This is a genomic window from Mesorhizobium sp. M1227 (assembly GCF_040318315.1).
Taxonomy (GTDB): domain Bacteria; phylum Pseudomonadota; class Alphaproteobacteria; order Rhizobiales; family Rhizobiaceae; genus Mesorhizobium.
On sequence record NZ_JAMYLZ010000058.1, the window covers coordinates 1 to 19962 of the forward strand.

Below are 19962 nucleotides of genomic sequence, written 5' to 3' on the forward strand. Positions count from 1 at the left end.
CCGTCATGTGTCCGCCGCTCCGCTAAACACGGGGGCTGCGCGGCGGACACGCCGATGTCACCGCAATGCCACGCCATTTTGCAGAACTTGACGCACACAACTCTCCGGTCCAAACACTCCCAAGTGGGGGAGATGGCCGGCAGGCCAGAGGGGGGCTGTCCCGCCGGCGTGACTAATTGATCCCACGTAAATAGCTCGCCAGCGCCACCGCGTTATTGTGCTTCTCGTCATGCGCGCCGTAGAGTAGCGTCACCCGGCCTTTGTCGAGCAGAGCGCACAGCTGGCCGACCGCCTCGCCGTTCCGGTCGAGCTCATCGCGGTATCGCCGCTGGAACTCCGCAAAGCGCGCCGGCTGATGGCCGAACCATTTGCGCAACCCATTGCTTGGCGCGATGTCCTTTAGCCATAGCGTCAGCGCCGCGTCCTCTTTGCGGACGCCGCGAGGCCATATGCGGTCGACGAGCACCCGCTGCCCGTCATCGGGCGCCGGCGGCTCATAGATGCGCTTTACCGCGAGCTCCATTGCCAACTCCGCATGGGCCAGCAGGCGCCGCTGCTTGCTGGCCTTCGTTTAGAGATCCCGGGCCTAAACCCACTCGCCCTTGCGCATCACCGGCACGCGGCTGCCGTCCTTATGGACGCCGTCTATGTCGATCTTGTCCGAGCCGATCATCCAGTCGATGTGGATGAAACTCTTGTTGCCGCCGCGCGCCGCGATCTCGTCCTGGCCGAGCGAGGCGCCGTCGACGAAGCACTTCGAATAGCACTGGCCGAGCGCGATGTGGCAGGCGGCGTTCTCGTCGAACAGCGTGTTGAAAAACAGCAGCCCGCTCTTGGCGATCGGCGAGGAATGCGGCACCAGCGCCACCTCGCCGAGACGGCGCGAGCCTTCGTCGGTATCGAGCACCTTCTGCAGCACATCCTCGCCCTTCGTGGCCTTGGCCTCGACAATGCGGCCCGCCTCGAAACGCACCGCAATGCCGTCGATCAGGGTACCCTGATAGGACAGCGGCTTGGTGCTGGTGACATGGCCTTCGACTCGCCTTGCATGCGGCGTGGTGAAAACCTCTTCGGTCGGGATGTTGGGGTTGCAGGTGATGCCGTTCTTGGCGGTCGAGGCGCCGCCCATCCACTCGTGGCCGTCGGCCAGCCCGACGGTCAGGTCGGTACCGGGGCCGGTGAAATGCAGCGCGTGGAAATTGTGGCCGTTCAGCCATTCGGTGCGGCTCTTCAACGCCGCATTGTGCGCCGTCCAATTGCCAATCGGGTCTTCGACATCCACCCGCGAGGCGGCAAAGATAGCGTCGGCGAGCTTGGCCACGGCGACGTCGTCGGCGTCGTCCGGGAATACCTGCTTGGCCCAGGCCTGATCGGGATAGGCGACGATGTTCCAGTTGATGTCGAAGCCGGTGATCTTCTCCAGCGCCGGCTGGTAGGCCATCGAATTCGCCTTGTTGGCACGCGCCACCTTTGCCGGGTCCTGAGAAGAAAGCAGCGACGGATCCTCGCCGCGCACGGCAAGCCTCGCCGCATTGTTGGCGAAGGCTTTTGCCATGCCTTCATAGAGCCAGCCGGCGGCGCGGTCGAAGCCGGCGTCGGCGCCGTAGCGGAAGCGCGCGAGAGTGATCTCGTCGTCGTTGAAGATCGGCGTCACCAGGCCGGCACCTGCCTTGTAGGCGTGCTCGATGATCCGCCGCGTCAAAGGCAGCGCGGCAATAGACGAGGTCAGCACCAGATCCTGCCCCGGCTGCAATTGCAGCCCGACCTTGACGGCGACCTCCGCCAGCCTGTCGAGCTTCACCGGGTCGATGCTTGCGGAAACGCCGCGCGAATGTGTGGTCATGATCCTGCCTGCCGTGATTGGGGACTGTTTCTTACATAGACCGGCGCTGCCGACCTTTCCACTCTGATGACGCCGGCAGCCCTAGCTGGCCCTCTCGAGCGACCTGAACTGCGCCATCGTCGCCTCGATCTCTTCGCGGATCCAGGTCTTGAAATCCCTGACTTTGCGGCTTTCGCTCTTGCTGGCCGAGGTCACCAGCCAATAGCCGAGGCCGCTCTGGGCGCGTATGCCGAACGGCGCGACGAGACGTCCGTCGGCCAGTGCGTCGGCGGCCAGCAACTGCCAGCCGAGCATGACGCCGTGACCGGCAATCGCCGATTCCAGGCACAGCATCGGATCTGTGAAGCGCGCGCCCTTCATGAAGGTGACCGGCTTCACCCCGGCCGCTTCGAACCAGCTCTCCCAACTGATCATCGATCTTTCGTCCGTGATCGCACAGGTCAAAGCAAGGTCCTCGATCGATCTCAGCTTGCTGGCGATCACCGGTGCACAAACCGGAAACACCTCCTGCGCCAGCAGCAATTCGGCGCGCCCGCCCGGCCACTTGCCGTCGCCGAGCCGAATGGCGACGTCGATGTCCGAACGATCGAGATCGGCAAGCCGCACCGAGGCATCGATGCGCAGGAGCACGTTCGGATGGCGGGCAAAATGCCGCGACAGCCGCGGCAGCAGCCATTTCGAGGCGAAAGCCGGCGCCACCGAAACCACCAGCGTGCACTCCGAGCTTTCATCGGCAAGCGCCATCGCCTGCGCAAGTTCGCGAAACCCTGCGCTGAGCCGCGCGGCAAAGGCGGTGCCGAATTCCGTCGCCACCAGGCCAGCTGGCGTTCGTTCGAACAGCGCCCGGCCGAGCTGCTTTTCTGTCCGGTTGATCTGCTGGCTGACGGCGCTGACCGAGACGTTGAGCTCGCCGGCCGCCGCCGCGAGCGAGCCCAGGCGGGCAACGGTTTCCACAGCGCGCAAGCCGTTGAGATGGACGCGGTTCAGAGTAGCCATACAGTTTTTCTAAACTGGAGCGGCGGAAATCTCAATTGCCAGACGCTAACGAACGGCGGATTCTAAGTGGGTTACGCAGAGTGAGGAGGCAAATCCGATGAAGATTTTATCATGGCTCGGCGCCTTTTCCCCGATCGGAACGCAGCCGCACCGGCATGACAGCGAGGCCATCAATTGGGTGACCGATCCGCTGTCGCATCCGGTGCTCGACACCATGTCGGAGCGCGAACTCGCCGACATGCCGTTCAGGCTGACCGCGCGTCGTACCCGCTTCGAGACGGCCCCGCCAAGGACCTGCTGCGGCTGAACAAGGACTTGCTGGCACTTCAGGTGAGCCGGCCGCCGACGCGGCTGCGCAGCCCTTCTGGCCCAATAAAAGGCGGATTGTCTCGCCGGCAGGCGCACCTATGGTGCACCGCGATGAACATCGCTTCGCCGTTGCGCCTGGCAATCGCCGGCATGATCGCCCTGGCCGTCGCCATGGGCATCGGCCGTTTCGTCTATACGCCGATCCTGCCCGGCATGATGGAAGAGCTCGGCCTGTCGCCGGCCGATGCCGGCTGGATCGCATCGGCCAATTATCTCGGCTACCTCGTCGGCGCGCTTGCCGCCACCGGCGGCTGGGCGCAAGGCCGCGAGCGTCAGCTGATGCTGGCCGGCCTTGCCGCCACCGCGATCCTCGCCGGCCTGATGGGCCTGAGCGGTACCATGCCCGGCTTTCTCCTCATCCGCTTTCTTGCCGGCCTCGCCAGCGCCTTCGTGCTGGTCTTCATGACCAGCATCGTTTTCGGTCATCTCGCCGCGGCCGGGCGAAACGACCTGCAGGCGCTGTATTTCGGGGGTGTCGGCCTCGGCATCGCGGCGTCCTCGGCGCTGTTGGCGCTCCTCGTCACCGAACATGCCGGCTGGGCGGCGGGCTGGCTGTGGTCGGCGGTGATTTCGGCCTGCGGCTTTGCCGCCGTCGCCTTGCTGGCCGGCGGCACCTCGGCCGCGAACAGCACCACCGGGAGCGAGCCGGCACTGCCGAAAGACCGGTCGCTGGTGAAGGTCATTGTCGCCTACGGCCTGTTCGGCTTCGGCTACATCGTCACGGCAACGTTCCTGGTCGCCATCGTCCGCCAGGGCGGCGGCGGCCGCGTCTTCGAGGCCGTGGTCTGGACGGTCACCGGCCTTGCCGGTTTCCCCTCGGTCTGGCTGTGGCAGAAGCTTACGGCCAGGATCGGGCTCTATGCCACCTACGCACTGGGGTGCCTGGTCGAGGTGGTCGGCGTCAGCGCCAGCGTCGCCATGGGCGGGCGCACCGGGCCGCTGCTCGGCGGCCTTCTTGTCGGCGGCACCTTCATCGCCATCACCGCGCTTGGCCTGCAGGCCGGCAGGCAGCTTGCTCCGCAAGCACCACGCCGGATGCTGGCGGTGATGACGGCCGCCTTCGGCCTCGGCCAGATCATCGGCCCGATCGTCGCCGGGCTGCTTGCGCAGGCCTCGGGCAACTTTTTCCTTGCCTCGATCGTGGCCGCCGCCGTCCTGCTCGCTTCCGGCGCGATCGCCTGGTCGGCTGCGCCAAAATCGCCATGATTATGGTCTTGCTCGGTTGCGGGCATCGGGCACGGGCATTTTCTTTCCCACTAATGTGTGACTTTATGCCCGCTGACCAACGCCGCTGATTTGCGCCGACCGAGGATTTCGCCACAGTGTTCGTATCGTTTTTTCCGCAGCCGAAGCTGTTCTTCAGTTCCTTGGCCGTCTGGAGCCTTGCCGCTATCCTGTTCTGGTTTTTCGGTGGCGAACAGCTGGGCGCTGTGTTCGGCTTGCCGCCGACTGCGGCTGATGCACCGCCCATTATCGGCATCGCCGTACTCTGGTCGAACCCGTTTCTGTGGTTCTATCTCTATTTTGCTTTTTGCGTTGCCGTCTTCTATGCATTCTGGAGCTGGTACGCACCGCATCCGTGGCAAAACTGGTCGATATTGATCAGCGCGGTCATCCTGTTCCTCATCTATTTCAATGTACAGGTCAGTGTCGCGGTCAACGCCTGGTATGGGCCTTTCTTCGACTATATCCAGGGATTGATGTCGGGGACTATTAAATCCACCGACGCAGAGTTTTATGCCGGATTGGCCAGCTTTTCATGGCTCGCGCTGATAGGAATGAATGTGCAGGTCGTCAATGCCTTCATCGTGAGCCACTGGATATTCCGCTGGCGCACCGCGATGAACAATTACTTCGTGGAGAACTGGAGCAGGCTCCGGCACATCGAGGGCGCCTCACAACGTATTCAAGAGGATACGATGCGGTTCTCGCAGATCATGGAAGATCTGGGTTCCAGCTTTGTCCAGTCGATCATGACCTTAATCGCATTCCTGCCGGTGATGATCCAATTGCAGAGCCATATCAGCGAACTGCCAATCGTCGGTGCGATTCCGCAGCCTTTGGTCGTTGCCGCATTGGCCTGGTGTCTGTTCGGAACAATCTCAGTCATGGTTGCCGGATTGAAACTGCCGGGCCTGCAGTTCCGGAACCAGCGTGTCGAGGCAGCTTATCGTAAAGAACTCGTCTATGGCGAAGATCACGAAGATCGAGCTCAGCCTGCAACCACTGCCGAGCTGTTTTCAAAGGTTCGCCACAACTATTTCCGGCTCTATTTTCATTACATCTATTTCAATGTTGTGCGTTACACCTACCTGCAGGCCGACAATATCTTCGCAATGCTGATCCTTGGACCATCCTTTGTGGCTCACAGAATAACTTTCGGAGCCTTCCAGCAGATTTCCAATGCGTTTGGCCGAGTAACAGGATCGCTCCAATTCCTGCTCACTTCGTGGTCGACCATCGTTGAGCTGCAGTCGGTGCACAAACGCCTGCGCGCCTTCGAGGCTACGCTCGAAGGCGAGCCGCTGCCCGAAATCGACCAGCGCTATCTGGAACGCGAGCAAGCCGGGCTGCGTCCTGAGGACCAGCCGGCAAGCTAAGACTGGCGGGCGGCGGGCGCTAGCGGCTCAGCCGCCCACCGCCGCCTGCCTTTCGCCTCGCCGCGAAACATAATCGTGAAAACTGATGCACTCGACGTCCGCTTTGATGCAGAGCTCGCCGGCAAAGCGTTCCAGCGCGTTCCAGTAGGCGCCGTCATTCATCAGCGTGAAGTGGAAGCCGAGCTCAAGCGGAATGCGCTTGCCCTGGTATTGCGCATCGAAGGCGGCGCGGAACGCGTTATAGGTTCGGTCAGCGAACTCTTCCGCCATGCTCGGCCGCTCGAAGCCGCCGGAATGTCTGACATAGAGATTGTAATCCATGGCGATCACCCGCCTTGAGCTCGGCCCTTCCGGGATCTGCGGCAGCGAAAAGCGCGTGATGCCGTTGACGGTCGGTGGCTCAACCGGCCCACGCGAGACGCCGCTTGCGTCGAGCAGGAAGCCGGCCGCGGGCAGCGCCTCGTAGAGCGCCTTGTTTGCCGACAGATAAGGCGCGCGGAAGCCGACCACCGACTTGCGGGCAAAATCGCGCCAGCCCTTCGGTTCGGGAGCGATGCCGTTGATCGAATACGCGTTTTCGAGAATATGCTTGAACGAGCCGAACTCGCTCAGCCAGTCGGCCTTGCTCCAGTCCTTGCCGTCGAAATGGCCGCAGCCATGGCTGCCGATGTCGTGGCCCTCCGAGGCGGCGAGGTTGATCTGCTCGAGCCGCTCGGCGACTTCCTGTTTGGAGGCGGCAAAGCCGATGTTCGATTTGCCTTCTGTCTTGCCGGGCGCGGTGTATTCCTTGCGTGTCTCGGGCGACAGCAGGAACACGCAGGAGACAAAATAGGTGAAGTGCGCACCTGTGCGCTCGGCCAGCGCCCGGCTGCGCTGCCACTGCGAAATGTCGCGGGCGCTGTCGAATGAGATAATGACGATCTGCTTCGGTTTTGCGGGCGGCGCCGGCGGGTCGGCAAAAGCCGCGCCGGCAGCAAACACGGCAATGGAAAACGCAATAACGCGGGACAAACGGGGCAAAGGCATCTGACTTGATTAGGGAATGTAGAAGCACCGCCTACCGGCGAAATATGGCACGGGTACGATCGACCTGTACGGCCGCCGTTGGCGGCGACTGCCTCGTGAATAGGCGATTTTCCTGCCGAACCCCTTCCATGCCGGCAAAATTTCGCTAAAACGCGGGCTCATCAACCGCCCCGGCCGGGGCATGAATGGTTTTGATCCATGTCGGACGACAGTTTTATCCGCGAAGTCAACGAAGAGATTCGTCGCGACCAGGCGCATGCGCTGTGGGACCGTTTCGGTCCCGCCTTGCTCGTGCTGGCCGTGCTGGTGGTGCTCGGCACTGCCGCTGTCGTCGGCTACCGCTATTGGGACGAGACCCGCGCCAACCGCTCGGGCGATGCCTTCTCGCAGGCGCTCAAGCTTGCCAATGACGGCAAGAACGACGAGGCGCTTGCCGCTCTGGAGGCGTTGGAGAAGGACGGCTACGGCGCCTATCCGCTGCTCGCCCGCATGCGCGCCGCAACCGTCAAGGCGGACAAGGGCGACGTCGACGCCGCCGTCAAGGATTTCGACGAGGTCGCCGCCGACAACAAGATCCCCTCCGGCATTCGCGACATGGCTCGTCTCAGGGCAGCGCTGCTTCTGGTCGACCACGGCTCTTTCGCCGATGTCTCTAGCCGCGTCGAGGCGCTCACCGCTGACACCAATACCCTGCGCCATACGGCGCGCGAGGCGCTTGGCCTTGCCGCCTGGAAGGAAGGCAAGGCGGCGGATGCATTGAAGCTGTTCGACCAGATCGCCGCGGACGACGGCGCCCCGCGCAACACACGCGAGCGGGCGACTTTGATGTCCGAGCTGATCCGCGGCTCGGGCGGCGTGTCGTAATGCATGTCGCCCAAAAGTGCGCAGCGGTTTTGGGATAACGACATGCATAGCAGATGTAGGGTCGGATGACCTTCAAAGTCGCCATCATCGGCCGGCCTAACGTCGGCAAATCGACCCTTTTCAATCGGCTGGTGGGAAGGAAGCTGGCGCTTGTCGACGATACGCCCGGCGTCACTCGCGATCGCCGCGTCCATGCCGCAAAGCTCTACGACCTGCATTTCGACGTCATCGACACCGCCGGCTTCGAGGATGCGGCTGCCTCGACGCTGCCCGGCCGCATGCGCGCCCAGACCGAGATCGCCATCCGCGAGGCCGACCTGATCTTTTTTACGATCGATGCCAAGTCCGGGCTGATGCCCGACGACAAGACGTTCGCCGAGATCGTGCGCAAGTCCGGCAAGCCGGTTGTCGTCGTTGCCAACAAGGCTGAGGCGCGCGGCGCCCAGGGCGGCATGCTGGAGGCCTGGGAGCTCGGCCTTGGCGAACCGATCCCGGTCTCGGCCGAACACGGCCAGGGCCTGCCCGATTTGCGCGACGCCGTGATCGCAGCACTTGGCGAGGCGCGCGCCTTCGGCGAGGACGAAGAGGCCGGCGAGGATGAGGTCGCCGCCAGCGAGGTGCTGATCGGCGAGGACATCACCGACCCGGACGCCGAGCCGAGCTATGACGACACCAAGCCGATGCGCATCGCCGTCGTCGGCCGCCCCAACGCCGGCAAGTCGACGCTGATCAACGCGCTGATCGGCGAGGAGCGGCTGTTGACCGGCCCTGAGGCCGGCATCACTCGCGATTCCATTTCGGTCGACTGGGACTGGCATGGCCGCCGTTTAAAATTGTTCGACACCGCCGGCATGCGCCGCAAGGCCAGGATCCACGAAAAGCTCGAAGTGATGTCGGTGCAGGACGGCTTGCGCGCCATCCGCTTTGCCGAGATCGTCATCATCGTGCTCGACGCCACCATTCCCTTCGAGAAGCAGGATCTGCAGATCGCCGACCTGATCATCCGCGAAGGCCGTGCCCCGGTGATCGCCTTCAACAAATGGGACCTTGTCGATCATCCCCAGGAGTTGCTGGCCGAGCTGCGCGAAAAAACCGAGCGGCTGCTGCCGCAGGCGCGCGGCATGCAGGCGGTGCCGGTGTCGGCCGAGACCGGGCGTGGCCTCGACAAGCTGATGGATGCCGTCATCCGGACGCATCGAGTTTGGAACAGCCGTGTGTCGACCGGCAAGCTCAACCGCTGGCTGGAAGGCATCCTGGCGCATCATCCGCCGCCCGCTGTCGCCGGGCGTCGGCTGAAGATCAAATATGTCACGCAGGCCAAGACGCGGCCGCCGGGCTTCGTCGTCTCCTGCTCACGGCCGGATGCGATGCCGCAATCCTACGTCCGCTATCTCTCGAACAGCCTGCGCGAGGCTTTCGACATGCCCGGCGTGCCGATCCGCATCGCCTTGCGCACCTCGGACAATCCTTTCGCCGGCAAGGCAAAGAAGCGCCGCTAGGCGCCACTTCTCCTTTACGCCACTTTGCGCAAGACAGGCGCCGATTGCGTCTGCGGCAACGCTTCGAGCGCTGCCTGCAGCAGGATGTCGCCGAGCCGCGCTGCCACGGGGTCGGGCTCGGCCTCCTTGCGGTGCAGGAACAGCGCCATCTTGGGCAAGGCGGGCAGCCCGGCGATCTCCGGCGTCATCGCCCTGACGGTGGCCGGCAGGCCGATATCGGTGCGGATCGTCAGTCCGAGCCCGGCGGCGACGGCTGCCCAGATGCCGCCAAGGCTCGGGCTGGAGAAGGCCATCCGCCATGCCAGGCCGGCGCGGTCGAGCGTTTCGGTCGCCACGCTGCGCAGCAGGCACGGCGCTTCGAGCGCCACCAGCGGCAACGCCTCGCCATCGCGCAGGCTGGTCTCGATCTGTTTTTCCGGGCCGATCCAGCGCATCTGGACGTCGGCGACATGCCGGCTGTAGGGCAGCGTCGCGCCATTGTGCCAGGCAAGCGCGATATCGAGGCTGCCCGAGATGATCCGTTCGGCCAGCTCGTGGCTGCGTGCGATCCTGGCCTCGATCTTGACCTTGGGATGGGCGCGGGCGAAGCGCCCGAGCACCTCCGGCAGCACCGCCTCGCCGAAATCCTCCTGTAGCCCAAGCCGCACCCAACCCTCCAGCTCGACATCGTGGATGGCGGAGGCGGCCTCGTCATTGAGCTCGATCAGCCGCCTCGCGTAGCCGAGCATGGTCTCGCCCGCGTCCGTCAGCGCCAGGCCACGTCCAGATTTGCGGAAGATCGGCGTCGCCGCCTGCTCCTCCAGCTTCTTCAATTGCGCACTGATTGCCGAGGTCGAGCGGCCGAGCCGGTCGGCGGCCTTGGCGAAGCTGCCCAGCTCCATGCCGGTAACGAAGCTGCGCAGAACGTCGAGATCGAATGTCACGCGTCGCATGCCAATAATCCTGATATTCGGGACATTACGTCAAAAACTTCCTGATATTCAGTACGAAGCTATGGCAGTAGAGAGAGCGCGTCAAGACCGAATGCAGCCGACCCATGCAGGAGCTGAACTATGTCCGCTGTCGCCACAGGAGCAGATTGCAAACCGCTTCGCCCGGCCGCCGTTCCCGCCCCGTCAGAAGCGGCGGTGCTTCGAGCCAATCATCGCTGGAAGGTGCTGGGCATCGGCGTCGCCGCCAATGCCTGCTTCTCCGCGACCTTCTCCGGCATTCCGGCGACGGCGGTGTTCCTGCGCTCGGGCTACCATCTCTCCAATGGCGAACTCGGCCTGGCGCTTGGCCTTCTCGGCCTGGGCGTGGCGCTGAGCGAATTGCCGTGGGGGCTGCTGACCGATCGCTGGGGCGACCGCCGCGTGCTGCTGACGGGGCTCGGCGCAACCGCGGTCTGGCTGCTTGTCATGGCCGCGCTGGTCGTGCCGTCACCGGCCCATATTCCCGGCATCGCGCTTCTCGCCGCTGCCCTGCTGGTCACCGGATTGCTCGGCGGCAGCGTCAACGGCTCCAGCGGCCGCGCCATCATGGCCTGGTTCGGCGAAGGCGAGCGCGGCTTTGCCATGAGCATCAGGCAGACGGCGGTGCCGCTTGGCGGCGGGCTTGGCGCGCTGGTGCTGCCAGCGCTCGCTTCAGCCCATGGCTTCACGGCAGTCTTCGGACTGCTGGCGGCTGCCTCCGCGGTCTCGACCTCGCTCGCCTGGCGCTGGCTGCATCAGCCGCCGGCGCATGACGATGCCAATTCGGGCAGCATGGCATTGTCGGCCGGCCCGGCGCCGCTGCGCAACCCGGCCGTCTGGCGCATCGCAACAGCCATCGGCCTGCTTTGCTTTCCGCAGGTGGCGGTGCTCACCTTTGCTTCTGTGTTCCTGCATGATTTCGCCGGCATGGGAACAGCCGTGATCAGCGCCAGCCTGGCTGCCGTCCAGGTCGGCGCCATGGTCATGCGCGTCTGGAGCGGCCGCTACACCGACCGTCACGGCAACCGCCGGTCGTTCCTGCGTCTGTGCAGCATGCTGAGCGTGGCCGCCTTCACCGTGCTTGCCGCGCTCGTCTTGTTGGCGGCCCAATTCTTGTCAGGCCAAGCGCCGATGCTGTCGCCGGCGATCGTCGCGATGCTGGTCGTGGCCGGCATCTGCGTCTCCTCCTGGCATGGCGTCGCCTACACCGAGCTTGCGACGCTGGCCGGCGCCAGCCAGGCCGGAACGGCGCTCGGCCTTGCCAACAGCCTGGTCTTCATTGCCTTCTTCCTGGTGCCGATCGCCGTTCCCGGGCTTCTCTTCCTCTGCTCGTGGGCAGGCGTCTGGCTGGGTGCGGCTATTTGCGCGCTGATCGCCTGGCCGATCTTTCTTCCGTCAAGCGATGGCCGCAAAAGCGCCTGACTTCGACACGAGATGGGAAAACAACGTTCTAAGCTGTTAACGCCCCATCAAGGTTAATGCATCATTGTAGCTCTCCAGTGGGGTCCGTTGCGTTTCTGGAGAGTTCCGTGCATCGACGTGTTTTGACGCGGCTTGTCGCCGCCGCCGGTGAGAAAAAGCGTTCCTTCCTGTCTCCCCTCGTTATTGGCCTTGGCATCTGGATCGGCTTTCCGACGGTCGCGGCCTATCAGGACATGACCAGCCTGGTCTCCGGCCTGGAGGCGCCGAGCGTCCGCTGGAACGCCTATGTCGAGAAGTCCGTCGCCGGCTCCGTTCACGCCGCCGAAATGCCCTTCCTCGATTCCAGCAGCACCGGCTCGCTCTCCGGCTCCGGCGTCCAGTTGCCCGGCATCGGCGCCGTTTCGTTTCGCGGCAAGGGCAGCATCGCCGGCACGACGCCGGACGAGAACCGCATCACGCGTGCCGACAAGAAGGGCCGCATCATCCAGGTCTCGCCCGTCTCGCCGCCGAAGAACTTCAATGCCGGCTCGATCTTCGAGCGCACCTCTTCGCTGCTCCGCCCAAGCATGGACAGCGGCCTGAGGATGGCTTTCGCCAAGCCCGAGATCAAAGGCAAGGAAATCCAGATCGCCGCCGCCTTCCACACGCGCATCGACAAGAAGCCGGATCCCGGCGTACCGGCGATGCTTGCCGCGCTGGTCAACAATGATCATCCGGACGTGCTGGCGACCGCCTACGCCTCGTCCGCTCCCGATTATGCACAAGCGTCGCCCTTCGAGGCCTTGCTGCAGGACGAGGACCCAAACGACGGTCGCTTCATTCCGCCGCTGAGCAAGGGCGACCATTCCTGGATGCAGACGCCGCTGCCGGCGAGCGTCTTTTCCAAGCCGGAGCAGGCATGTCTCGCCAACGGCATCTATTTCGAAGCGCGCGGCGAATCCGTGCGCGGCCAGGCCGCCGTTGCCCAGGTCATCCTCAACCGCGTCCGCAACCCCGCCTATCCGAACTCGATCTGCGGCGTCGTCTACCAGAACGACAACTGGTTCAACCGCTGCCAGTTTTCCTTCGCCTGCGACGGCCGGAAGAAGCGCATCGACAACCCCGCTGCCTACAAGACCGCCCAGGATGTCGCCATGGCCGTCACAGCCGGCAAGATCTTCATTCCGGAAGTCGGCTCGTCGACCCATTATTACGCCAACTACGTCCATCCGGGCTGGGCGCGGACGATGCAGAAAATGACCAGGATCGGCCTGCACATCTTCTACCGCACCTATGGCGGCGGATGGAGCTGAGCGCTCGGGCAGTCCTTGCATCTTTCGCGCGAGAGCGGCCGATCGAAGACGCATCGCCGCGGGGATTCGGCCACGGCCCGCCGGAGACTGTGTCGGGCACGATGTCGCACCCAGGCAAGTATCTGATTTATAACGGAAAAATACTTGAGCTTGAACGTCCGCCCGTGGCTTGACGGGCGCTGACCCTCTAACTATGTTGCCGGCGACTTTAAGAAGCGGACGGACGGTGACGGTCTGACCGGGCAGGGGGGTTGCGTGGCCGACAAGAATGGGCCAGACGGAACCGGCAAAACCGGCCGCGGCAAGCAGCATGAAGCCGACATCCGCGACGACGATCTTGAGCGCCGCCGGCGCGACCTTGAAGCATCGCTTGCGACAAGGCGGCCGGACCGGCTCGAGGGGAAAGACGACGCGAAAGCGGGCAGTGCGGCCGGGTACGGCCAGGCGCTCAAGCTGTCCAGCGAGTTCATCGCCGGGATAGTGGTTGGTGCCGGCATCGGCTGGATCATCGACCGTCTGGCGGGGACAACGCCATGGGGTCTGATCGTTTTTTTGCTGCTGGGTTTTGGCGCCGGCGTGCTCAATGTCATGCGCTCAGCAGGGCTTATGGCAGAATTCGGACAAAGCGATAATCCGCGCGATCCGAAAGAATGAATTAGCGCGCCACTCACCGGCGCAATGAACGCATAGTAGAGTCGCGTGCGACTTTGATGGGGATTAAAAGTGGCTGCTGACAAGGTCGATCCAATCCACCAGTTCCAGATACATCCGCTTGTTCCGATTCACATCGGCGGCTATGACCTGTCCTTCACCAATTCGGCGCTGTTCATGGTCGCGACGGTGGCTGTCGCGGCGGCGTTTCTCTACCTCAGCACATCGAGCCGCAGCCTCATTCCCGGCCGCCTGCAGTCAGTTTCCGAGATGGCATATGAATTCGTCGGCAACATGCTGCGCGATTCAGCCGGAACCCAAGGCATGAAGTTCTTCCCCTTGGTGTTTTCGCTGTTCATGTTCGTGCTCGTCGCCAATTTGCTCGGGCTTTTTCCTTATTTCTTCACCGTCACCAGCCACATCATCGTCACCTTCGGCCTGGCTGCGCTGGTGATCGGAACCGTCATCGTCTACGGCTTCATGAAGCACGGCTTCGGCTTTCTAAAGCTGTTCGTACCGCAGGGCGTGCCTTTAGTGATGATGTTCCTCGTCGTACCGATCGAGGTCATCTCGTTTTTGTCGCGACCAATCAGCCTTTCTGTCCGCTTGTTCGCGAACATGCTGGCTGGTCACATCACCCTCAAGGTCTTTTCCGGCTTCGTCGTTTCGCTGAGCGCGCTTGGCGCGGCTGGCGTGGCGGGTTCGATCCTGCCATTGGCTATGGCGGTAGCGCTGACGGCCTTGGAAGTGCTGGTGTCTTTCCTGCAAGCCTACGTCTTTGCGGTTCTGACCTGCATGTATCTCAACGACGCTTTGCATCCCAGTCACTAGGGAATTTCACCGGCGGATTTACCGTCATTACAAACTGCAACGACAATGAAACCACAAGGAGTTTGACATGGAAGTAAATGCAGCAGCTGCAATCGGCGCGGGCATCGCTTGCCTCGGCATGGGTGGCGCCGGCATCGGCCTCGGCAACATCTTCGGCAGCTATCTGGCGGGCGCGCTGCGCAATCCGTCGGCCGCCGATGGCCAGTTCGGCCGTCTGATCTTCGGCTTCGCCGTGACCGAAGCGCTGGGCATCTTCTCCCTTCTCATCGCCTTCCTGCTGGTGTTCAAGTAAGAAACACCGGGCCGACGAAGAGGGGGCGCAAGGTGCGCCCTGACTGTATGGACAGGGGAATGCGATGTTCGTGACATCTGCCTTTGCGCAAGAGTCCGCGCCCGCCGTCGAAGGTGGCAGCGCTGGCACCGGCGTGCCCGCCGAGGCGCACGGCACGTTTCCGCCATTCAATCCGGAGACATTCCCCTCGCAGCTTCTATGGCTGGCGATCACCTTCGGGCTGTTTTATCTCTTCTTGAAACGGGTGGTGATGCCGCGCGTTGGCGGCATCATCGACGTGCGCAACGACCGCATCACGCAGGATCTCGATCATGCTGCCCGGCTGAAAGGCGAAGCCGATGCCGCCGTTGCCGCCTATGAGCAGGAATTGGCGGAAGCCAAGGGCAAGGCCAATGCGATCGGCCAGCAGGCCAACGATGCGGCCAAGGCGGAAGCCGAAGCTGCCCGCAAGACGATCGAGGCAGCGCTTGACCAGAAGCTTGGCGAGGCCGAGGCGCGCATATCTTCCATCAAGGCCAATGCCATGAAGGAAGTCGGCACGATCGCCGAGGACACCGCTTCGGCCATCGTCGAGGCGCTTGTCGGCGGCAAGGCCAGCAAGGCCGAAATCGCGGCCGCGGTCAAATCCGTGGCCGGGTGAGGAGCGCATCATGGACGCCACATCTCTCGCGACGCTTTGGGCAACGGTTGCCCTCGTAATCTTCCTCGGCATCGCCATCTACATCAAGGTGCCGGGCATGATCGCCAAAGCGCTCGATGCGCGTGCCGACAAGATCAGCTCCGAGCTCGAGGAGGCGCGGCGGTTGCGCGAAGAAGCCCAGCAATTGCTCGGGCAATACCAGCGCAAGCGCAAGGAAGCCGAGCAGGAGGCCGCGGCCATCGTCGCCGCGGCCAAGCGCGAAGCCGACATGCTTGCCGCCGAGGCGCACAAGAAGACCGAGGACTATGTCGCCCGGCGTACCGCTTTGGCCGAGCAGAAGATCGGCCAGGCCGAGCGCGAAGCAATCGGCGAAGTGCGTGCCAGCGCCGTCGATATCGCGGTGGAAGCCGCGCGCGCGCTGCTGGCCGGCAAGATCGACGCCAAGGCCGGCGCCGACCTGTTCAACGCCTCGCTGCAGGATTTGAAATCGAAGCTGAACTGAACGGCTGCATCAACAAGTCATCGAAGCCGCCCGGGAAACCTGGCGGCTTTTTCTGTGGGCGAAAGCGGCTGAGCGCGTAATCTCCCCCCTTGAGGGGGAGATGTCGCCAAAGGCGACAGAGGGGGTCGGTACGTCCTGGCGCGACGCCCTATGGAACGAAAGAGAACGTTGGCGCTTCACGCGAGGCGACCCCCTCTGGCCTGCCGGCCATCTCCCCCTCGAGGGGGGAGATCACACCTTGCCGAATCGCTCAATCCAAACCCGAAAAACCCTCTTCCTCGAGCACCTCGGTGCCGCCGAACCGGAACGGCGCGAAGGAGGCGCGGTGCAGCCGCGCCACTGGCCCGTGCAGATCGATCGCCGTGCGATGGCGGACAGTGGCGTAGCCCATATGCAGCTCGAAGCCGTAATGCGCATGATGGCTGCCGCAGCCGCACATCATGCGGTCGCGCATCACCTTGGCGACGATCGAGGCTGCGGCGATCGACTGCGAGCGCTGGTCGCCCTTGATCAGTGCTTTGCCCTCGCAGGGCAGGCCGGGCGGCACGTCGCGGCCGTCGGCCAGTGCCAGCTTCGGCCGGATTGACAGGCCGGCCACGGCACGGCGCATCGCCTCCAGGCTGGCCTTGAGGATGTTGGAGGCATCGATGCCTTCGGCGCTGACCGAGGCCATCGATACGGCGAGCGCGGAGCCGAGGATTTTCAGGAACAGCGCCTCACGCTGCAAATGCGTCAGCCGCTTGGAATCGTCGAGGCCGTCGGGGATGTTGGCGGGATCGAGCACCACCGCTGCCGCCACCACCGGCCCGGCGAGCGGGCCGCGGCCGGCCTCGTCCATCCCCGCCACCGGCCAAAGGCCTTCGGCCATCGCCCTCGTCTCGAACGAGAAGTCGGGTTTCTCGACGATTTCGAAGAGAAGCGGAGAATCGGAACGCGGGCGAGCCATGGTGCGGCGAGGTTCGCATCGGCTCCGATTCTCCGCAAGTCCCCTCCGGGTCGGGCGGGGCACCGGACCAGGAGGGGGCTACCGTCTGCAAGCCCGGGGACAGGACAGGCCGGACGGGATTTTTCGCCTGCTGCGGCCGCTTCAAGCGGCTGGCGCGAGACGCTTTGTCACAGCAGCATCAGCTGCTCGGTAGCCTTGGCGGCGGGGACGAACTGGTCGGTCCTCAGCGAGCGCCGCTCGGCATTGAGGCCGAGCCGTTTGGCAGCTATCTCGAAGCGCCGGCCGATCTGCCAGGCATAGGGGCCGGAGCCCTTCATGCGCTTGCCCCATTCCGAATCGTAGTCCTTGCCGTCGCGCATCGAACGGATCAGCGACATGACGTGGCGATAGCGATCGGGATAATGGCGCAGCAGCCAGTCCTTGAAGATCGGCGCGACCTCCAGCGGCAGGCGCAGCAGCACATAGCCGGCCTCGCGTGCCCCCGCTGCCTGTGCCGAATCGAGGATGCGCTCCATTTCCGGGTCGGTCAGTCCGGGGATGATCGGCGCGACCATCACCGAGGCCGGAATGCCGGCATCCGAAAGCTGCCTGATCGCCTCCAGCCGCTTGGTCGGCGTCGACGCGCGTGGCTCCATGGTGCGCGCCAGCATGCGGTCGAGCGTCGTCACCGACAATGCCACCTTGGCCAGCCCGCGTTCGGCCATGCGTGACAGAATGTCGATATCGCGGGTCACCAGCGCCGATTTGGTGACGATGCCGACCGGATGCCCGCGCGCCTCCAGCACTTCGAGGATCTCGCGCATGATCCGGTATTGCTTCTCGATCGGCTGATAAGGATCGGTATTGGTGCCGATGGCGATGGTGCGCGGCTGGTAATTATCCCTGGACAATTCCTTGTCGAGCAGCCGCGCCGCATCCGGCTTGGCAAACAGCTTCGATTCGAAATCCAGCCCCGGCGACAGGCCCATGAAGCTGTGCGTCGGCCGCGCGAAACAATAGACGCAGCCATGTTCGCAGCCGCGATAGGGATTGATCGACCGGTCGAAGGAGATGTCGGGCGATTCGTTGCGCGTGATGATGGTGCGCGGCTTCTCGACCTGTACCTCGGTCCTGAACGGCGGCAGCTCCTCCAGCGAATTCCAGCCATCGTCAAACACGTGTCGGCTGACCGGCTCGAAACGGCCGGACGGATTGATGCCCGCCGACCTGCCGCGGTTGCGGTCGGGACGGACACGCATGCCGCTCTGCTCGATCATCGCATTCGCCATTTCGGCCCTGCCAGCGCCGAAGGCTGCAATATCGGCACGCACGATCTGTTCCATCTTGGCCCTTTCCCAGGGACTGTCCGCCCGCTGTCGAATCGCTCTGCTCATGAATGTATTCCTATCGTATCGATGAGAACAAAGCAAGAACTTTCTCGCGGTGCGCCGCAAAAACTGGCGCTGCCCACCGCTTTCCGCTATTCGGCTAAACATGCTCAGCGTCCTGATCGAAACCCTGAACGACGAGGAGGGCCTTGCCCGCACGCTCGCCTCGCTGATCGGCGGCGCGGTCGAAGGCGTGGTGCGCGACGTTCTCGTCTGCGACACCGGCTCGACCGATCAGACGCACCGCGTCGCCGAACATGCCGGCTGCCACTATGTCAGCGGCGGCATCGCCGCCGGCATCAGGCAGGCCAAGGGCGACTGGCTGCTTTTGCTGGAACCGGGCGCGCGGCTGGGAGAGGGCTGGATCGACGAGGTCGTCGCCCATACCGCCAGGCAAACCATGGCGGCGCGGTTCTCGCGGGCACGCGGCAGCCGCGCGCCGTTCCTGTCGCGCGTCTTTGCCGGAAATCGCGCTCTCGCCGAAGGCCTGGTGATCAGCAAGCGTCAGGCCGCGGCGCTGTCGAAGAACGCCCGCAGCGCCGAAGCGATCGCCCGCGGCCTGGCGACCAGGAGGCTCCACGCCGAGATCTGGGTCGCGCCGCGGAAGTGACGGCTTACCGTCCCGGTTATGGGAACTCCGCCCAGACAAATTTTCTGGCGGGTCGTCGCTTATTGTGCATTGCACAAAATCTGGCCGGGGGTTACCATTTCCAGCGATACGGGCGAATGGGTTTGGGGTGTGCCGGAGCGGTGACGACGACTGTCGTCGATGCTGTTCCCTCGATATTTTGAGGACCCCGATGACCCTTTCAAGCCCTGACAAGTCCGGCGCCGCAAGCCTCGAGGCGATCGCACGAAACGGCGGCATGCTGCGCCGCATCGCCGCCCGCATCCCGACCTATCTTTCCGACCTTCGCGAGAATCCGGCATGGCTGCCGATGTTCATGCTGGCCCGCACCATGCCGGCGCGGCGCCTGCACTGGCGCGGTGCAAAGCCGGTTCCGCCGGCGCGCAATGTCGGTGAAACGATGTTCGCCGGCGTCGATCGCGATGCCGTCGTCGGCGCGCTGCGGACGGAGGGGCTCTATTCGGGCCTGATGCTGCCGGCCGCCATCCATGAGGAGATTGTCCGCTTCGCCGAGCGCACGCCATGCTTCGGCAATTTCGACCGCCGGCTGGAATTCCTGCCCGAAAAACACGCCGATGCCGAAAAGCATTTCGGCCGCCCGCTGCTCAGCGGTCACTATTTCGAACGGGTCCTCGACTGCAACGCTGCGGTCGCCGTGCAGCGCGATCCGCTGCTTCTCGATATCGCAGCGCACTATCTCGGCAGCCAGGCCAAGCTGATCACCACCCGCGTCTGGTGGAGCTTTCCGACCGGTGGCGTCTCGGACGCCGACAAGAACATGGCCTCGCTCGGCAAATACCATTTCGACCTCGACGACTGGCGCATGCTGAAGTTCTTTTTCTACCTGGTGCCGGTCGACGCCGACACTGGGCCGCATGTCTATGTCCGCGGCTCCCATAACCGCCGCATCCTGAAGCATCAGCTGACGCTGCTGGTCGGCCATTCGGCGGAAGAGGTGCTGGGCGTCTACGGCGAGCAGAGCCCGGTCACGCTGACCGGGCCGGCCGGCCTCGGCTTTGTCGAGGATCCGTTCGGCTTCCATATGGGCACCGTGCCGACGCTCACGCCGCGGCTGATGATGGAGGTTGGCTTCGGCGTGTCGCCGCCGTCGCGCCGGCGTTTTCACGGCGAGCCGGTCATTCGCTAGAGCGGTTCCTGATTTGACGGAATCGAAGGGGATTCCGGATCAGTCGGTTTTGTGATTCAAGATGCTGGCTGGAGTGGAGGCCAGCATCGGATGACGC

General features: G+C 63.8%; 21 protein-coding genes. 14 read left to right on the top strand and 7 right to left on the bottom strand.

Annotation, left to right across the window (positions count from 1 at the left end; translation table 11 throughout):
- Nucleotides 1–172: 172 nt before the first annotated feature.
- The 3 genes from NKH28_RS32475 to NKH28_RS32485 all read right to left on the bottom strand — a co-directional run bounded on the left by NKH28_RS32475 (nucleotide 173) and on the right by NKH28_RS32485 (nucleotide 2839).
- The gene (locus tag NKH28_RS32475) at nucleotides 173–529 is read right to left on the bottom strand and encodes a DUF488 domain-containing protein (protein ID WP_352981277.1); all 357 of its coding nucleotides are present in this window, start codon (nucleotides 527–529) and stop codon (nucleotides 173–175) included.
- Nucleotides 530–586: 57 nt separating this feature from the next.
- On the bottom strand, nucleotides 587–1843 hold the full coding sequence (locus NKH28_RS32480) for an aminopeptidase (protein ID WP_352981278.1): 1257 nt from the start codon (nucleotides 1841–1843) through the stop codon (nucleotides 587–589).
- Between the two features lie 81 nt (nucleotides 1844–1924).
- Nucleotides 1925–2839 (bottom strand): LysR substrate-binding domain-containing protein, encoded by a 915-nt coding sequence (locus NKH28_RS32485; RefSeq protein WP_352981279.1) that lies wholly within the window; start codon nucleotides 2837–2839, stop codon nucleotides 1925–1927.
- Nucleotides 2840–2936: 97 nt separating this feature from the next.
- Between NKH28_RS32485 and NKH28_RS32490 the strand changes: the two genes are divergently transcribed.
- From NKH28_RS32490 to sbmA, 3 genes are all read left to right on the top strand, one after another.
- Nucleotides 2937–3146, top strand: coding sequence for a hypothetical protein (locus tag NKH28_RS32490; protein ID WP_352473371.1), 210 nt, complete (start codon nucleotides 2937–2939; stop codon nucleotides 3144–3146).
- Nucleotides 3147–3259: 113 nt separating this feature from the next.
- Nucleotides 3260–4414 (top strand): YbfB/YjiJ family MFS transporter, encoded by a 1155-nt coding sequence (locus NKH28_RS32495; protein WP_352981280.1) that lies wholly within the window; start codon nucleotides 3260–3262, stop codon nucleotides 4412–4414.
- A gap of 116 nt (nucleotides 4415–4530) precedes the next feature.
- Nucleotides 4531–5808, top strand: coding sequence for a peptide antibiotic transporter SbmA (gene sbmA, locus NKH28_RS32500; protein WP_352981281.1), 1278 nt, complete (start codon nucleotides 4531–4533; stop codon nucleotides 5806–5808).
- A 27-nt stretch (nucleotides 5809–5835) separates the two neighbouring features.
- On the opposite strand, the gene NKH28_RS32505 is transcribed toward sbmA, so the two are convergent.
- The gene (locus tag NKH28_RS32505) at nucleotides 5836–6828 is read right to left on the bottom strand and encodes a polysaccharide deacetylase family protein (RefSeq protein WP_352981288.1); all 993 of its coding nucleotides are present in this window, start codon (nucleotides 6826–6828) and stop codon (nucleotides 5836–5838) included.
- A 204-nt stretch (nucleotides 6829–7032) separates the two neighbouring features.
- On the opposite strand from NKH28_RS32505, the gene NKH28_RS32510 reads away from it, so the two are divergent.
- The gene (locus NKH28_RS32510; RefSeq protein ID WP_352981282.1) at nucleotides 7033–7698 is read left to right on the top strand and encodes a tetratricopeptide repeat protein; all 666 of its coding nucleotides are present in this window, start codon (nucleotides 7033–7035) and stop codon (nucleotides 7696–7698) included.
- 65 nt (nucleotides 7699–7763) lie between these two features.
- Nucleotides 7764–9197, top strand: a complete 1434-nt coding sequence (gene der / locus NKH28_RS32515; protein WP_352458795.1) for a ribosome biogenesis GTPase Der — start codon at nucleotides 7764–7766, stop codon at nucleotides 9195–9197.
- A gap of 14 nt (nucleotides 9198–9211) precedes the next feature.
- Here the strand turns inward: der and NKH28_RS32520 are convergent, their stop codons facing one another.
- Nucleotides 9212–10129, bottom strand: coding sequence for a LysR substrate-binding domain-containing protein (locus NKH28_RS32520; RefSeq protein ID WP_352981283.1), 918 nt, complete (start codon nucleotides 10127–10129; stop codon nucleotides 9212–9214).
- Nucleotides 10130–10324: 195 nt separating this feature from the next.
- Between NKH28_RS32520 and NKH28_RS32525 the strand changes: the two genes are divergently transcribed.
- From NKH28_RS32525 to NKH28_RS32555, 7 genes are all read left to right on the top strand, one after another.
- A complete protein-coding gene (locus tag NKH28_RS32525) occupies nucleotides 10325–11569 on the top strand; it encodes an MFS transporter (protein WP_352981284.1) in 1245 nt (414 codons plus the stop codon).
- A 107-nt stretch (nucleotides 11570–11676) separates the two neighbouring features.
- Complete coding sequence (locus NKH28_RS32530) at nucleotides 11677–12861, top strand: cell wall hydrolase (protein ID WP_352969386.1); 1185 nt, start codon at nucleotides 11677–11679, stop codon at nucleotides 12859–12861.
- Nucleotides 12862–13116: 255 nt separating this feature from the next.
- On the top strand, nucleotides 13117–13515 hold the full coding sequence (locus NKH28_RS32535; RefSeq protein WP_352981285.1) for an AtpZ/AtpI family protein: 399 nt from the start codon (nucleotides 13117–13119) through the stop codon (nucleotides 13513–13515).
- A 69-nt stretch (nucleotides 13516–13584) separates the two neighbouring features.
- On the top strand, nucleotides 13585–14343 hold the full coding sequence (locus NKH28_RS32540) for a F0F1 ATP synthase subunit A (protein ID WP_352969384.1): 759 nt from the start codon (nucleotides 13585–13587) through the stop codon (nucleotides 14341–14343).
- Between the two features lie 67 nt (nucleotides 14344–14410).
- The gene (locus NKH28_RS32545) at nucleotides 14411–14635 is read left to right on the top strand and encodes a F0F1 ATP synthase subunit C (RefSeq protein ID WP_320232093.1); all 225 of its coding nucleotides are present in this window, start codon (nucleotides 14411–14413) and stop codon (nucleotides 14633–14635) included.
- Nucleotides 14636–14699: 64 nt separating this feature from the next.
- Nucleotides 14700–15275, top strand: coding sequence for a F0F1 ATP synthase subunit B (locus NKH28_RS32550; RefSeq protein WP_352981286.1), 576 nt, complete (start codon nucleotides 14700–14702; stop codon nucleotides 15273–15275).
- A 10-nt stretch (nucleotides 15276–15285) separates the two neighbouring features.
- A complete protein-coding gene (locus NKH28_RS32555; protein WP_023674071.1) occupies nucleotides 15286–15777 on the top strand; it encodes a F0F1 ATP synthase subunit B in 492 nt (163 codons plus the stop codon).
- Between the two features lie 250 nt (nucleotides 15778–16027).
- On the opposite strand, the gene rnhB is transcribed toward NKH28_RS32555, so the two are convergent.
- A complete protein-coding gene (gene rnhB, locus NKH28_RS32560) occupies nucleotides 16028–16723 on the bottom strand; it encodes a ribonuclease HII (RefSeq protein WP_352449930.1) in 696 nt (231 codons plus the stop codon).
- A 167-nt stretch (nucleotides 16724–16890) separates the two neighbouring features.
- Complete coding sequence (locus NKH28_RS32565) at nucleotides 16891–18045, bottom strand: PA0069 family radical SAM protein (protein ID WP_352540123.1); 1155 nt, start codon at nucleotides 18043–18045, stop codon at nucleotides 16891–16893.
- 151 nt (nucleotides 18046–18196) lie between these two features.
- Between NKH28_RS32565 and NKH28_RS32570 the strand changes: the two genes are divergently transcribed.
- Together NKH28_RS32570 and NKH28_RS32575 are read left to right on the top strand one after the other, a co-directional pair.
- Nucleotides 18197–18700 (top strand): glycosyltransferase, encoded by a 504-nt coding sequence (locus tag NKH28_RS32570; protein ID WP_292664385.1) that lies wholly within the window; start codon nucleotides 18197–18199, stop codon nucleotides 18698–18700.
- A 190-nt stretch (nucleotides 18701–18890) separates the two neighbouring features.
- A complete protein-coding gene (locus NKH28_RS32575; protein ID WP_352981287.1) occupies nucleotides 18891–19865 on the top strand; it encodes a phytanoyl-CoA dioxygenase family protein in 975 nt (324 codons plus the stop codon).
- Nucleotides 19866–19962 lie beyond the last annotated feature (97 nt).